Genomic DNA, 15,672 nt, shown 5'->3' with positions numbered 1-15,672 from the left:
AAAATATTCAAGAAGATCTCAGACTAAGGTTATCAGGCGAAACTACTTTTTTCGCTTAATCGCGCGAGGATATTAATCTTTGCACCGTATAGACCAGCAGTGTTGTCGTAAGTGATTATTTATACGCTTTAACATGTGTTTTCGCTGCAGCAACAGCGGCACGTATATCAATATAGCCGGCGCCAACTTCCCACACTTGGTAGCCAAGCATCTGAGTTGCAGACATTGCTAATAATTTTTTGATTTCATCGATACTCAATAATGGATTAGCTTCCATCATGAGGGCGGCAACACCAACCGTATATGATGTTGCTATTGAAGTACCAGATAATCGGCTATAAAAAGGGGTATAGGCGGAGTCAAAAAGAAAATCATCATCTGCGCTGTAGGCAAGGCTATTATTCGATGATCGGGTTGAGACCATGTAGTGACCGGGGGCGACAATCGTCACTTGGTTATTATAAGTCCATTCTTGCTTATCTGGCATAGTGAAATGGCCAGTTTTATAAGATAAATCACGAGAAGAAAAGTCAACTAAGTGGCCATTGCTATCACCGGCACCGACTGATATTACCCAAGGGAATTGAGCATAAGGGTTATGACTGTTTTTACCTGAACCAGAGTTACCTGCAGAAAATACAGACAAAACCCCCAAGGTATAAGCCTTATATGATGCTAAGCTAATAGGGCCGTTAGCATCAAACTTCCCCGTTGAACCCCAAGCATTACTTATGATACGTAATGGATTTTGATAATTGTAGCGGTGATTAATCGCGTAATCATAGCCACTAACCGCATCTAAAATAGTTAAATTATCACCTGAACCGTAACCAACAAGATCGGCATCGGGAGCGACCCCTTTATATTTTCCATCAGACATGGCTCCAGAGCCTGCGATAATGCCAGCACAATGGGTACCGTGGTCTGTATTTACATCAGTATTATATTGGCCTCGAGTGATAAAGGTCTCGGTTGTGCTTATTTTAGCCAAAGCTGATGATTGTGTGGCCGCCTCGACATTATCAATGACTACGTCGCCAAAAAACAGATCTTGGTGCGTGGCATCAATCCCTGAGTCATTGACCATAATGGTCACACCCTTACCACTATAATCAGTACCACCATTAATATTAACAAAGTCTGTTGCTTGAATTTTATTAACACCGGATTTTTGTCGCGAGTTAGCGATAAAATAGCTTAATTTTCGATTTAACCATATTGAACGGACGTCGTCGCGCGCAGCTATCGCTTTGATTTGTGCAACATTAGCGACAACGCCTATTACCGGCAGTGCAGAAAACTGAACACCTTTACTGATACCTAAAGCTATTAGCGCCTGTATTTGATTAACCGATAGTGGTTTCATTTGTTGAAAGGTTATGACCGCAATAATTGTTTCTTTGCCAGTCATCGTAGGAAGGGTTTGTGCGAGTTGCTCACCAATAGTGCTTTTAGCTAATGCTTGCATAGGCATTATTAATGCTAAAGAGGCTGCAACCCATGTACTTAAAGTCAATTTACTCATGATAACCAAACTCCGTTTGTTAAATCATTGCAATTATTTCTCTCACACCTAGTTTGCCAATAAGTAGCCAGCCTGAAAATAGGGGGTTACCCTAAGTGTCTTTAGATAAATGTGCTGTGATTTTATTAGCGCTGTACTTTGAATTAAGGACGTTTTGATTGACTTTTAATTTTGTAATTATTTGAAATTGTAGACTTATATCTGCAGGTTAGCAGATAGTCGCAACAATAAAAAAATAGCAAAAATTGTGATTAATTTGAAATATGCAGTAGAGAAGAGAATAATATTAAAAAGGGGCTTGCAGATAAAGTATTTAAAATGAATCTATTAACTTAGGATGTTGTCAGTGATTTGATTTTTAAATGATGATGTAATAATGAGGAAAATATGGTGGACGATACTGGGCTTGAACCAGTGACCCCCGCCTTGTAAGGGCGGTGCTCTCCCAACTGAGCTAATCGTCCGTATAGATTATCTAAAGAAAAGTCTATAGGGTGTAATTATGGTGGGCGATACTGGGCTTGAACCAGTGACCCCCGCCTTGTAAGGGCGGTGCTCTCCCAACTGAGCTAATCGCCCATAATTACTTTAATCTTTGAGACTTAAGATTGGTGGGCGATACTGGGCTTGAACCAGTGACCCCCGCCTTGTAAGGGCGGTGCTCTCCCAACTGAGCTAATCGCCCAATCTTAAATTTCCTGAATCGTTAACTGTCTAATTAATTAAACACTGTCTGCGTTTCAGTGGGGCGTATTATAGGGAGATGAGAAAAGCTGTCAACATAAAACAAAGATTTTTCTGCTTTTTTTTCAGTTTTATTGATATATTGAATTTTCTTGCTGTAAAATCAAACAGCTTGCTTGTTTTATCCTCGCTAGAGATTTTCTTTTCTTGGTTTCTTTCAGCAAATGATGTTTTCCTTAGCTATGCCTGATAAAATATCGACAATTTTTATCGTACCAATTGTCGACTTTAAGCCTTGTCTTTAAACATAGCCTTTGAGTCTTAAACTTTATAGTGAGATTTTTATGAGCTTAACAACTCGATTTGCGCCAAGTCCGACCGGTTATTTACATGTTGGTGGGGCACGTACTGCCCTTTATAGTTGGTTATATGCCAAGAAAAATGGTGGTGATTTCGTTTTACGTATCGAAGACACTGATTTAGAACGTTCAAGCCAAGCATCTGTTGATGCCATTATGGACGGTATGAACTGGTTGAATCTTGAATGGACACATGGCCCATATTTCCAAACCCAACGTTTCGATCGCTATAAAGAAGTTATTGAGCAGTTACTTGCCTCTGGCAATGCTTATCGTTGTTATAGCACCAGTGACGAAGTTGAAGCGATGCGTGAACAGGCGCGCGAAACCGGCGCAAAAGAAAAGTATAACGGTTTGTGGCGTGACCGCACCGACTATCCTACTGATAAGCCTTATGTGATTCGTTTTAAAAACCCACTTGATGGCGAAGTTGTTATCAAAGATATGGTTAAAGGCGATATAACGATAGCTAATGAAGAATTAGATGATTTAATTCTTGCCCGTAGCGATGGCACACCTACTTATAATTTAACGGTTGTTGTTGATGATTGGGATATGAAGATTACCCATGTTGTTCGTGGTGATGATCATATTAGTAATACGCCCAAACAAATTAATATTTTACTCGCCTTAGGGGCAACACTCCCTGAATATGCCCACATCCCAATGATTTTAGGTGATGATGGTAAGCGATTATCAAAACGTCATGGTGCTGTCGGTGTGATGCAATACCGCGATGACGGTTATTTACCTGAAGCCTTATTAAACTACTTAGTGCGTTTAGGTTGGTCTCATGGCGATAAAGAAATATTTTCTCGTGAAGAAATGATTGAACTCTTTGATTTAAAAGACTGTAATCGTGCTGCTTCAGGTTTTAATACCGATAAATTAATTTGGGTCAACCAACATTATATGAAAACTATGGAGCCGAGCTATGTAGCAAAACATTTAGCCTGGCACATGAATGAGCAAGGTATCAATATTGAAAAGGGTCCAGCACTTGAAAAAATCGTTAAAATTCAAGCCGACCGAGTAAAAACTTTAAAAGAAATGGCGCAAATTTCTCGCTACTTTTATGAAGACTTTAGCGAACTAGAAGCATCAGCGGTTAAGAAACATTTACGCCCTGTTGTTAAAGAGCCCCTAATATTGGTTAAAGCTAAACTTGCAGCATTAAGCGAATGGTCACCTGAACTTATTCATGCAGCAATTAATGATACGGCGACAGAGCTTGAAGTCGGTATGGGCAAAGTGGGTATGCCACTTCGTGTTGCGGCGACCGGTGGTGGAAATTCACCCTCTTTAGATGTTACCTTGGCTTTATTGGATAAAGATAAAGTACTTGCCCGCATTGACCACGCTATTGAAGTGGTTGAAGCAAGAATAGCGAACAGCTAATTAAATAAAGTATTATGTTAACAATATATAAGGTCGTTGATGGTTAGCTGTCAACGGCCTTATTGTATTGAAAAAGGCGAGATTAAAGATGAACCAAAGCGAACTATTAAATAAATTAAAAGGCTTTGAGCATAAAGAGGTGTTTTTTGGTCCACAAGGTTTTAGCGTTATTACTAAAATGGCGGCATTAAATAAAGCCCAGATTGGCTATTCGGTTGATAAAAAAGGCGGGAGTTTAGTCAATAACGCGATTGGCAACTGGCAAAATTCATGGCTTGTTATTGCCACAGATACCGAATTAGGTGATCCGTATTTTATTGACTTAGCAGATAAACATTTAGCGGTTTATACCGCGATTGCTGAACAAGAAAATCAATGGCAAGCAACACTAGTGAGTGCATCTTTGGTTGGTTTTGAACAGTGCTTAACGGCTATATATCAACAGTGTCAGCAAAAATCTGCGCTGTACCTTCCCGACGAAAGCTGTATTTTTGATCTCCAGATATTAGAAATCTTTGGTAAACAACTGGTTGAATTTTCGCAAACCAATGATTTTTGGCAACACTTTTTTGTTGGCTATGTAGATTGGCTTCGCGACGAACATGTTTAATAGCGCCATAAGATGAATAAGTCTGTGGTACTTTTTTAAATTTTTCATTTTTTTAACACCCTGATAAAATACTATACGTCATTCTTGTCGTTAGCAGGGTATAATAACAACGTTTTTATTGGTTTTTTTTGGAGTGTAGTTTGCAGTTTACAGATTTTGGTTTAGACAGTCGTTTAATGTCAACGGTTGAGCATTTAGGTTTTTTAGAGCCGACAGAAATTCAGCAGCAAGCTATTCCCGCTGCTATGGCCGGGCATGATTTAATTGCCTCATCAAAAACTGGCTCAGGTAAAACCTTAGCGTTTATTATTCCTGCGATGCAACGCTTAATTCGAAATAGGGCTTTGTCTAAACGTGATCCTCGTGTCCTTATTCTTATGCCAACCCGAGAATTAGCCAAACAAGTTTTTACTCAACTACGTTTATTTACCACCGGCTCACAGTTTAAAGCGGTGCTTATTTTAGGTGGTGAAAACTTTAATGATCAAGTGAAAACACTACATAAAGATCCCCACTTTATTGTTGCGACACCGGGTCGATTATCTGACCATTTATCGCAAGGGCATTTTTATTTAAAGGGCTTAGAACTCCTTATTCTTGATGAGGCTGATCGGATGTTAGATTTAGGTTTTTCAAAACAATTAAAACAAATTAATAGTGCCGCCGATCATCGCAAACGTCAAACACTGATGTTTTCTGCAACACTTGATCACGCGCAAGTCAATGAGTTCGCTCTGGCGTTATTAAAAAAACCAAAACGCATAGCTATAGGCTCGGCACATACCGAGCATAAAGATATTACCAAGCGCTTTTACCTCTGTGACAACTTAGATCATAAACAAGACTTGCTTGAATACTTTTTGAAAACTGAAAGCTATCAGCAAGTGATTATTTTCACTGCCACGCGTAGTGATACCGATCGGTTATCCAAATTGCTCAGTGAACAGGGCTTAAGTACCGTTGCTTTAAGTGGCGAGCTTAATCAAGGTCAGCGTAATCAAATAATGGATGGTTTTAGTAAGGGACAACAAAAGATATTGATCACCACTGACTTAGCGTCTCGAGGTTTAGATTTGGTTAACGTCTCGCACGTTTTTAACTTTGATATGCCAAAGCATACTGAAGAATTTGTACATCGTATTGGCCGCACAGGTCGAGCGGGTAGCACCGGTGACGCGATTTCCTTTGTTGGTCCTAAAGACTGGATTAGTTTTAAAAATGTTGAGGGCTTTTTACAGCAAACTTTTAATTTTGATGTTGTTGATAGCTTAAAAGCGACATTCAAGGGCATAAAACCTAAAAAGCCAAAAGTGGCAGCTAAGTCAAAATCGACAGCGAAAACTAATGAAAAGCCGCAAAGAAGCCAGCCTAAAAAAGTCATTAAAAGAGTCTTTGTTGCGCAAGATGTTGGTGAGTTACCTGTGTTGCGTAAAAAGACAATAACGCCGGTAAGTGAAATAGACAACGACTCTGAAATCGATTAACTGTCTCGAGTATAAGGTATTAATAAAATGAAGATTTTCGTTTTTATTTATAGTTTTTTACTTTGTTTAAGCGCGCAAGCTCATACTATTGAACAGCAACAGCAACAGCAACAGCAACAGCACGTTATCACGTTAACTATTGCTGCTCCTGAGATTCGCCCTTTTATTTACAGCAACGAAAAGGGTGAAAACAAGGGGTTATTAATTGAGACGATTAATAAACTCAATGCCAGTGAGAAATTTAAAATATCGGTAACCATCATGCCTTGGGCAAGAGCATTAAAAGCCGTTGAACAGGGAAAATTCGATGCGTTAATGCCGACGGTTTATACACCAGAGCGCAGCGTGTTGTTGAGTTTCCCTAGCAAACCTTTGATCAACTTTTATGGCTCTGGAATATTTAAGAGAGCAGATGATAATTTTGTCTATCAAAGCATCCCATTAATTGACAAAAGTAAAATACTGGTCAAAGTTCGTTCAACTAAGGTTGATAGCCATTCAGAAAAAGCCTTTAGTGATGCCTTGATTACGTTTGTTGCAGCAACCCGCTTGGAAGATGCATTTAATATGCTTATTTATGGCCATGTTGACTTATTGGTTGCCGATAGTGCCATTGCGAAGACCACCATTAATAATATGGCCATAAATGGTCAAGTTGATGGGTTCTTATTGTCTGATAAAATAGATTCATCTTTTCTCGCTTTTTCAAAACAATATTCAATGTCTCATGATATCAATGCCATTATGGAGGAAATTAATGTGATTAATGATCCTGATAGTTATCACCTTTTGAGTAAAAATTAGTAAATGTTTAAGATGAATTCAGCGATGGACGGACAAAAAACGGACGCACAAAAAATTAAAAATATCGTCCAGGGTGTCAAAACAGAAGAGCAACGTTTACGCCAGAAATATTCGTTTTTAGCTAAGCAAGACAGTCTTGGTTTACTGATTCTTATTCTGTCACTTACTGGCATGATCACCAGTGGTTTATTATATTATTATGCTTTTATTCCCGCCTGGCTTTGTATCATGCTAGCGGCAGTTTTTGCTTCTATCTCCCATGAGTTAGAGCACGACTTAATTCATAAACTTTATTTCCGTCACCAGCCTTTTATACATAACCTTATGATGGCTATTGTTTGGTTAATGCGCCCCAGCACTATTAATCCTTGGTATCGCCGCAAAATTCATTTACTGCACCATAAAACCTCGGGTACAAAACAAGATTTAGAAGAGCGATTGGTTGGCAACGGTATTGCTAATATACTTGTTCGCTATATCGTGATGTTTGATGGTTTATTTGGGCTGATTTTACAAAGAAAGCACTTGAATAGGGAGGTGAAAGCCTTTAATTTTTTGACTGTTTTTAATGGCGGATTTCCGCTGACGATACTTTATTATATCTTCGGTTATGGTTTTTTATTATTTCACAGTGTCGATTTTTTTATCGCCAGTGATTTTACCTACCCACCATGGCTGCTAGTCTTTTCAGAATGGAGCAATCTGTTAATGGTGATTATTATTGCGCCTAATTTTTTACGCTCAGGCTGTTTAAATTTAGTGACTTCTTATTTGCACTACTACGGTGGCGTTAATAATGTCTTACAGCAAACGCAAGTCTTTAAAAGTTTGCTTATTTGGCCACTTAATCTGTTTACCTTTAACTTTGCTGGTACGCATGCCATTCATCACTTTGTTGTGCAACAGCCGTTCTACTTGCGGCAAATGTTAGCAAGTACTGCACATAAGGTGATGAAAGAAAATGGTGTTAGATTTAATGATGTTAGTACATTTTCAAATGCAAATAGATATAGCAGTTTGTAAAGTACAACAGGAGACGTACCTTAATACTTTGATGATGCCCAACTGATCATGTGAATAATCAGTTGGGCTAATCTTGCTAAACGGTCCTGCTCAATTGAGCAGGACCGTTTGTCTTAGTTTAAAGCAATTATTCAGCAATAAGCTGTTGTAAAGTAAAGCTCGTTTGAGCCTGTCCCAAAGTTGCCTTCATAAAAGGAAGTATCTCTTCGAGTTGCTTTTTTAATTGCCAAGGAGGATTAACAATAAATAAGCCAGTACCTGTCATGCCATATTCATCACTGTCGGCTTGTAAACAAAACTCAACTTGTAATAAATTTTTCACTTCACTGCGGGTAAAGTCTTTTTCCATGGCGTGAATACGCTCACGAGTAACCACGGGGTACCAAAGAATATAAGTACCAGAGTTAAATTTTTTATAGGCTTTTACGATGGTCTTAACGGCTTTAGCGTAATCTTCTTTTAACTCATAGGGCGGGTCGATAAGTACCACACCACGGCGACTCGGTGGTGGCACTAAGCCCAATACACCTTGATAACCATCAGACTGTTTTACATGTGATTTTTTCCAGCGTGTGCAGAACTCAGTCAAATGTTGAATATCGCTAGGGTGTAACTCAAAGAGGTGAGCACTGTCTTGGCGGCGCATTAGCTGTTTAGCAACGCCAGGTGAGCCAGGATAAATTTCTAGCTCACTATTTTCAGTGTTTAAGCGCTGAATTAATTCAATATAGGGTGTTAATGCTTCAGGAAAGTTTTCATCAGTTAGTGCGGCAATAATTTTAGCGATACCGTCTTTGTATTCAGCTGTTTTTTGAGCGTATTCATCTTTTAGTGAATACATGCCAGCACCAGAATGGCTATCGATATAGGTAAAGCCTTTATCTTTACGGACCATATATTCAAGTACGAGCGTTAAAACCGAATGTTTTAAAACATCAGCGAAGTTTCCTGCGTGAAAAGCATGACGATAACTGAGCAAAAGGATTTCCTTAAAATATAAAATAGGGCAGTGCAAATAATAGATAAAACACCGAAATAACAGGTGCTTTATCTATTGATAGCGCGGGTGAAATTTATGCTTGGCTTGCCAAGTACTCATCATAAGTACCAGCAAAGTCAATGTAACCGTCTTTGGTTAATTCAATAATACGTGTAGCTAAGCTCGAAACAAACTCACGGTCATGGCTAACAAACACTAAGGTACCTTCGTAGTTTTCTAATGCCATATTAAGTGACTCAATCGACTCCATGTCCATATGATTGGTCGGTTCGTCCATCACAAGAATATTAGGCAGTTGCATCATCAGTTTACCAAAAAGCATTCTGCCTTTTTCACCGCCTGATAATATTTTAACTGATTTTAAAATATCGTCAGCTGAAAATAATAAACGCCCTAAATAACCACGAACGGCTTGTTCGTCGTCAGTAGGCTGACGCCATTGGCTCATCCAGTCAAACAAGGTCATGTCATGCTCAAATTCAAATTCATGGTCTTGTGCGTAATAGCCAATATTTGAATTTTCAGACCAAGTAAATTCACCAGAAGTTGCTTCATAGCCGACTTCATTTAATAGCGTGCGTAAAAAGGTGGTTTTACCTATGCCGTTTTCGCCGATCACCGCAATACGTTCACCCACTTCAGCTAAAAGAGAAATATCTTTTAGTACATGGGCATCATCAAATTTCTTGTTTAATTTTTCTATGACTAGGGCATTACGAAATAATTTCTTTTCTTGCTCAAAGCGAATAAAGGGGTTGGTACGGCTTGATGGTTTAACCTCTTCGAGTTGAATTTTGTCAATACGTTTTGCACGAGAAGTGGCTTGTTTAGCTTTTGAAGCATTCGCTGAGAAACGGGCGACGAAAGCTTGTAGCTCACCTATCTGTGCTTTTTTCTTAGCATTGTCAGCCAGTAAGTTAGCTCGTGCTTGTGTTGCAGCCAGCATGTATTCGTCATAGTTACCCGGGAAAACTCTAAGTTCTCCGTAATCTAAATCAGCCATATGGGTGCAAACACTGTTTAAAAAATGTCTATCATGCGAGATGATGATCATGGTTGAATCACGGGCATTCAAGGTTTCTTCAAGCCATTGAATGGTATGAATATCCAAGTTGTTGGTTGGCTCATCCAGTAATAAAATATCAGGATCTGAGAATAGCGCTTGTGCTAACAAAATACGCAGTTTAAAGCCTGGAGCAATTTCGCTCATTAAACCGTAATGTTGGTTAACAGCAATACCTACGCCCATTAATAGCTCACCGGCACGTGCTTCTGCGCTGTAACCGTCCATTTCAGCATATTCTGATTCTAAATCACCTACTTTCATGCCATCGGCTTCACTCATCTCTGGTAAAGCATAAATACGGTCACGTTCTTCTTTTACCGCCCATAACTCAGTATGTCCCATAATAACGGTATCAATAACACTGAAGTGTTCAAAGGCAAATTGGTCTTGGCTTAATTTACCCAAACGCTCGTTAGCGTCTAAACTTACATTACCTGAGGTCTGCTCTAAGTCACCACCTAAGATTTTTATTAGTGTTGATTTACCACAACCATTGGCACCAATTAAACCGTAACGATTACCGCCACCAAATTTTTGTGAAATATTTTCAAAAAGAGGTTTTGCGCCGAACTGTTGGGTAATATTATTTGCTTGTAGGATAAGCTGATTCCTTGGTTGTGCATTTAAGCTGGTAAGTCAATAGCGCGCGATTATACACAAAAAACGCCGACTTCAATAGGCTAAAATTTGTCTATTTGGCTAGCGCCGAAGTTAAGTTTACGACAAGTCATTCAATGCTCAATAAATAATCTTATTTTAGTAAAACTAGCTAAGAAGAATGATACCGTCTATTGGCAAGATGCTAAGATAGTTTTAAATGTATTTTATAACAGTAATTAAATCGTTTTCTTTAGATGAGTTGCCCGATGTTAAAAAATAAAAAGCCAGCGGTAAACGTTAATTACTCTCGTATTTGGCAAACAGTGCAGTTAATACCTTATGGTAAGGTCGCGTGTTATGGACAGGTTGCTGATCTTGCTGGCTTGCCCGGTAAAGCGAGGTTAGTTGGAAAAGCGTTAGGCAAAGTCCCTGATGATGGTTGGACAGGACAAAGTGTTCCTTGGCATAGAGTCATTAACTCTCAAGGGAAAATATCATTTGCTGTTGAAAGTGAACTTTTCGCCAGACAAAGAGCTTTGCTTGAAGATGAACAAGTGGCTGTGATCGGTAATCGCGTTAAGTTAACAGATTTTCAGTGGCAACCTGATTTAGCCGAATTACTCTTTAAATTAACTTACTAAGACGTGAAGCTCTAACGTTGCTTAGCCTTTTATCCTGGCATTAAAAATAAAAAAGCGACTAATCATAGTCGCCTTTTATCATTAATATTAGACGTTTAGCTTAATAGAAATTAACTTTAAATTCAGCACCAAAAAAGCGCTCTTCATTAACAATAGCGGTATTGTTACTAAAGTCTACCGCGCCAATAGCGATTTGTTCATCGGTTATGTTACGAACAAATAAGGCAACTTCATATTCTTTGTCATCACCATCCCAGGTATAACCGGTACGTGCGCCACCTTCAAATAATGATTTTCCATTAAACTCTTTTGATTCATATAAAAAGAAACTAATGTCATCTCGGTAAGACCAATCTGTGTAGGCATAGAATTCACCATCAGCAATTTCACGAGAATAACGTACACTAAAGTTGAAAATCCACTCTGGTGCGTGTGGTAAGCTATTACCGTCTACTTCGGCAAATTTATTACCAAAATCATCAGTGTAGAAATTATCAGTAATTGTACATGATTTACAGCCAGCGACCGCTAAATCACTGTCATTGATTTCGGTATTGTTATAACTGACACTTGCGGTTAGCCACCAATTATCTGAAAGCATAAATTCTGAATCGATTTCAAAACCGTAACCGGTTGTTTCTTCAGCATTGAGTAAACTCGCGGTATTGCCACCACCACCAACAGACGTTAGTTGTTGATCATCCATGGTAAAGTAGAAAACTGAAGCATTAATACGACCAAAACCGTCTAAAATATCAGATTTAATACCGGTTTCTAAAGATAGAATAGTTTCTGAATCGGCAACAGAAATACCATTTCCAAAAGCAAATAACGAACGCCCTTGAATACTTGGTGCTCTAAAGGTATCAGCTATACGTGCGTATAAATTTATGTCATCGGTATACTTATGTGTAACACTAATATCCCAGCTAACATGTGAATCACTTGGGTTTACTTCACCTGAAGCTTGATCAGGAAAACCTAACCATGATAACGGTGATTTTGTTCTTTGGTTGCTATAGTCTTTGTCATCATCAGAATAGCGTAAGCCTAAGGTTACTGAGGTTTTGTCGTTATAGTCGTAATCAAACGAACCAAAAACAGCCCATGCAGTCGTTTCTTGCTCTTGAATAACATAACCGGTTTGAGCGCCACTGCTAAACAAAGGATCAAAAGCAAAGCTTTCAATGGTTAAGTCTTCATTAAAGTAAAAAGCGCCGACTTGGTAATTAAACTGGCCATCAAAGTTACTGGCTAAGCGAATTTCTTGTGTTAGCTGCTCGTGATCTGGAATAGCATCAGCGGTTTCTGAATCAAGTGCGATTATACCGGGTCCTGAAGGTTCCGCATAAACTGCGCCATAACCACCATCAACATCGGCACGAGAATAAAGCTCTGCGCTTTCATAGCCCGAAATTGACGTTAGGGTATATTCACCAAATTCAAATTCTAACTTTAAACTGCCACCTTCCGTTTCAACTTGTTGTGTCGCTCTTGATGCAGAGTCATGGTAAACAGTATCTCTTTCAAAGTTACTAACTAATTCGTTACTTTGAGGTTTAAACGCATTGGCATAGAAAGCAACAGGCTTGCCATCTAAGTCGCGCATATGGTAATTAAATAAAGCTGTGAATGCGTCATCTTCATAGAGAAATTGAATGCGAGCTGCTTTATCCGTGTAGCCACCTAAAACTTCTTTTTGTTCAAAACCGGGAGCTTGGTTATCTATGTAGTCATCTCTCGTTTGATTAAGTAATGAAACACGAGCAGATAATTTATCGGTTAAACCGCCACCAACAGCCGCACGCATATCCGTGGTATGATTACTACCGTATGAAACTGAGCCAAAACCTTCAAAATCTTGTGATGGTTTTACTGATTCAAACTTAATTAAACCTGCAGGAGTGTTACGACCAAATAATGTCCCTTGTGGACCACGCAATACTTCTACGCGGCCAACATCAAATACTGGAAAACCTTTTAAAATTGGATTTTCTTGGACAACTTCATCAACCACTAAAGAAACCGGTTGTGAGGCATTTAAATCAAAATCAGAATTACCTAAACCACGCATATAAAAGCGTGGAAAAGTACGACCAAAAGAAGATTCAACAGAAAGGCTTGGTACACGGGCATTTAAAAAACGAATATCCATAGCCGCTGAACTTAATACATTCAGTTTTTCACCTTGAAGCGCACTAATAGCTACAGGAACTTCTTGAACATTTTCTACTCTTTTACGCGCTGTTACTTCAATAATTTCTAAGCCAACAACTTTTTCTTCTGCATTTTCTTCAGCTAAAGTAGCTGCAGAAAAGCCGACCGTTGATGTTAAAACAGCGAGTTTAACCGCTGTAGCCAAAGTGGAATTTTTGAACAAATTCATTGATATTCTCCAAGAGTGCGATGTTTTTTAGGTAAACTAAATTTTATTGTTATTTTGATACCGCTTAGGGTAGCCGAAATTTACAAACTTCTAAATAGAAAGTATGCATTTTATACGTTTTACCATAGTTTACTTTATAAGAAGTTGTTATGTTATTTTTATAAAATGAAGCTAATTAGATGATTTATTAATATCTTAAGAAAAAGTCGTTAATGTAACGTAAATATAAAAACATGCAGTTATTTCTTTTATTATTCCCCGCCGCTGCTGTGTTTAAACCAATGGTCTCTTTTTCGATGGAGTTCGTCTTATCCGTCTTCTTTATTATTATTTTTTATACTAAATTAATGATGACAAAAAATATAATAATTAGGGAACAATAATGAAAAAATTCGGGTTATCTTTATTATGCCTTTCTTTATCTACTGCTTATGCAAGTGATGACTTAGATATGGCGAATAAAATAAGAGCAGAAGGCTTTTATAATTCTGAAGTCATGCACACCTTAGAGCAACTTACTGATGAAATAGGCCCTCGTCTATCCGGCTCTCCGCAGATGAAGAAAGCCAATGATTGGACTTTAGAAAAGTTAAAGGCTTGGGGGCTGAAAAATGTCTATTTAGACCCCTTTGAGTTTGGACGAGGTTGGTCACATGACTCTGCTTCCATTGCTTTATTGAGTCCTCGTGAAGTTTCTTTACACGGCATTCCTGTTGCTTGGACACCGGGTACCCAAGGAGACGTAAAAGGAGATGTTGTTATCTTTGATGCGGCTTCAATAGCTGACTTAGCGCAATATAAAGGTAAGCTAAAAGGTAAGATTATTATGATGGGCGCAGGCAAAAATATTGAAGCCCCTGAAAACAGTGTCTTTCAACGTTATGACTCGGGAGAGCTTTCCACATTGACCGAGTTTGACGTAATGCGGGCACCAAGTCACTCTCCTTGGGTAACCTCTGACCGAAGAGATGGTGCAATGCAGCGTTATAACTTTCAAACCACACTCAGTACTTTCTTAAAAGAAGAGCAAGTTGCCGGTGTAATATATCGTAGCTGGCGTCAAGGTGGCTTAATTAACGTTTTTGGTAGCGACCATCGCGTCGGTAAAACCTTCCCAGTACCGGCACTTATTATTGAAGCCGAGCATTACAACCTATTATCTCGAATGATAGATAATGGCAAAACACCTAAATTATCGCTTAATATCGATGCGCGCTTTCATGATAACGACCGTAATGCTTACAATACCATAGCCGAAATTCCAGGTAGTGATAAAAACCCAGAAATTGTCATGGTCGGTGGACATTTAGACTCATGGCATGCCAGCGATGGTGCTGTCGATAACGGCGCGGGTGTGGCGGTATCAATGGAAGCTGTTCGTATTCTGCAAGCATTAAACTTTAAACCTAAACGTACCATACGCATTGGTTTATGGTCGGGTGAAGAACAAGGGTTATTTGGCTCAGCAGCTTATGTTGATGAACACTTTGCGACTCGTCCTAAACCTACTGATAAGAATGAGCAAGCATTGCCAAGTTACTTATGGAAAGATCAAGGTTGGCCAATTGAAACTAAAGCTGATCATGATAAATTTTCGGTATACTTTAATATGGATAATGGTAGCGGACGTTTCAGAGGTATTTATACCGAAGGCAATGTTGCGGCAAAATCGATATTTGGCAACTGGTTCAGCCCTTATTCAGATTTAAGTACTGGGACTATTACCAATCAAAGTACCGGTGGCACAGATCACGAGTCATTTGATGATGTTGGCTTGCCCGGTTTTCAGTTTATTCAAGACAAGTTAGATTATGGCTCTCGTTTACATCACACCCATATTGATTCGATTGACCATGTTGTAGAAGCCGATTTAAAACAAGCATCTGTTATTCTTGCTGGCTTTTTATATAAAGCGGCAATGGCTGATGAACGCATGCCTCGTAAACCCATGCCAAAAGATATTTCTAATTTGCAAAAGCAGCAGATGAAATTGAAAGCCGACAAAGCACGTAAAAACCGTGATAAAAAAGGTAATAAAAACTTAGAGATTAATTCAGTAAAAAATTAATCAATATAAACGCACTCAAGTGTT

The 15,672-nt window shown here is 38.8% G+C and carries 11 protein-coding genes and 3 tRNA genes; 7 read left to right on the top strand and 7 right to left on the bottom strand.

What is annotated here, in order from left to right; translation table 11 throughout:
• Positions 1-115: 115 nt before the first annotated feature.
• From ESZ26_RS04450 to ESZ26_RS04435, 4 genes are all read right to left on the bottom strand, one after another.
• Positions 116-1,525, bottom strand: a complete 1,410-nt coding sequence (locus ESZ26_RS04450; protein WP_146798395.1) for a S8 family peptidase — start codon at positions 1,523-1,525, stop codon at positions 116-118.
• Between the two features lie 388 nt (positions 1,526-1,913).
• A tRNA-Val gene (locus ESZ26_RS04445) sits at positions 1,914-1,989 on the bottom strand.
• 39 nt (positions 1,990-2,028) lie between these two features.
• A tRNA-Val gene (locus tag ESZ26_RS04440) sits at positions 2,029-2,104 on the bottom strand.
• A gap of 30 nt (positions 2,105-2,134) precedes the next feature.
• A tRNA-Val gene (locus ESZ26_RS04435) sits at positions 2,135-2,210 on the bottom strand.
• Positions 2,211-2,553: 343 nt separating this feature from the next.
• Between ESZ26_RS04435 and gltX the strand changes: the two genes are divergently transcribed.
• From gltX to ESZ26_RS04410, 5 genes are all read left to right on the top strand, one after another.
• A complete protein-coding gene (gltX, locus tag ESZ26_RS04430; protein ID WP_146798393.1) occupies positions 2,554-3,966 on the top strand; it encodes a glutamate--tRNA ligase in 1,413 nt (470 codons plus the stop codon).
• A gap of 88 nt (positions 3,967-4,054) precedes the next feature.
• Entirely contained in the window at positions 4,055-4,576 is a 522-nt protein-coding gene (locus tag ESZ26_RS04425; RefSeq protein ID WP_146798391.1) for a hypothetical protein, read from the top strand.
• A gap of 140 nt (positions 4,577-4,716) precedes the next feature.
• Entirely contained in the window at positions 4,717-6,060 is a 1,344-nt protein-coding gene (locus ESZ26_RS04420) for a DEAD/DEAH box helicase (RefSeq protein WP_146798389.1), read from the top strand.
• A 27-nt stretch (positions 6,061-6,087) separates the two neighbouring features.
• Positions 6,088-6,864, top strand: coding sequence for a transporter substrate-binding domain-containing protein (locus ESZ26_RS04415; RefSeq protein WP_146798387.1), 777 nt, complete (start codon positions 6,088-6,090; stop codon positions 6,862-6,864).
• Between the two features lie 3 nt (positions 6,865-6,867).
• On the top strand, positions 6,868-7,887 hold the full coding sequence (locus ESZ26_RS04410) for a fatty acid desaturase (RefSeq protein ID WP_395880683.1): 1,020 nt from the start codon (positions 6,868-6,870) through the stop codon (positions 7,885-7,887).
• 127 nt (positions 7,888-8,014) lie between these two features.
• Here the strand turns inward: ESZ26_RS04410 and ESZ26_RS04405 are convergent, their stop codons facing one another.
• Complete coding sequence (locus ESZ26_RS04405; protein ID WP_146798385.1) at positions 8,015-8,866, bottom strand: 23S rRNA (adenine(2030)-N(6))-methyltransferase RlmJ; 852 nt, start codon at positions 8,864-8,866, stop codon at positions 8,015-8,017.
• Between the two features lie 94 nt (positions 8,867-8,960).
• Entirely contained in the window at positions 8,961-10,553 is a 1,593-nt protein-coding gene (locus tag ESZ26_RS04400) for an ABC-F family ATPase (protein ID WP_146798383.1), read from the bottom strand.
• 266 nt (positions 10,554-10,819) lie between these two features.
• On the opposite strand from ESZ26_RS04400, the gene ESZ26_RS04395 reads away from it, so the two are divergent.
• Complete coding sequence (locus ESZ26_RS04395; RefSeq protein WP_146798381.1) at positions 10,820-11,194, top strand: MGMT family protein; 375 nt, start codon at positions 10,820-10,822, stop codon at positions 11,192-11,194.
• Between the two features lie 100 nt (positions 11,195-11,294).
• Here ESZ26_RS04395 and ESZ26_RS04390 read toward each other — a convergent pair whose 3' ends face one another.
• Positions 11,295-13,580 carry a TonB-dependent receptor gene (locus ESZ26_RS04390; protein WP_146798379.1) on the bottom strand — a complete coding sequence of 762 codons (2,286 nt, stop codon included), beginning with the start codon at positions 13,578-13,580 and terminating at the stop codon, positions 11,295-11,297.
• Positions 13,581-13,962: 382 nt separating this feature from the next.
• Here ESZ26_RS04390 and ESZ26_RS04385 point away from each other — a divergent pair, with 382 nt between their 5' ends.
• The gene (locus ESZ26_RS04385; RefSeq protein WP_146798377.1) at positions 13,963-15,648 is read left to right on the top strand and encodes a M20/M25/M40 family metallo-hydrolase; all 1,686 of its coding nucleotides are present in this window, start codon (positions 13,963-13,965) and stop codon (positions 15,646-15,648) included.
• Positions 15,649-15,672: the final 24 nt, after the last annotated feature.

This window comes from Colwellia hornerae (assembly GCF_007954355.1).
GTDB classification, from domain to species: Bacteria; Pseudomonadota; Gammaproteobacteria; order Enterobacterales; family Alteromonadaceae; genus Colwellia_A; species Colwellia_A hornerae.
This window is presented reverse-complemented; position numbering and strand designations above follow the sequence as displayed.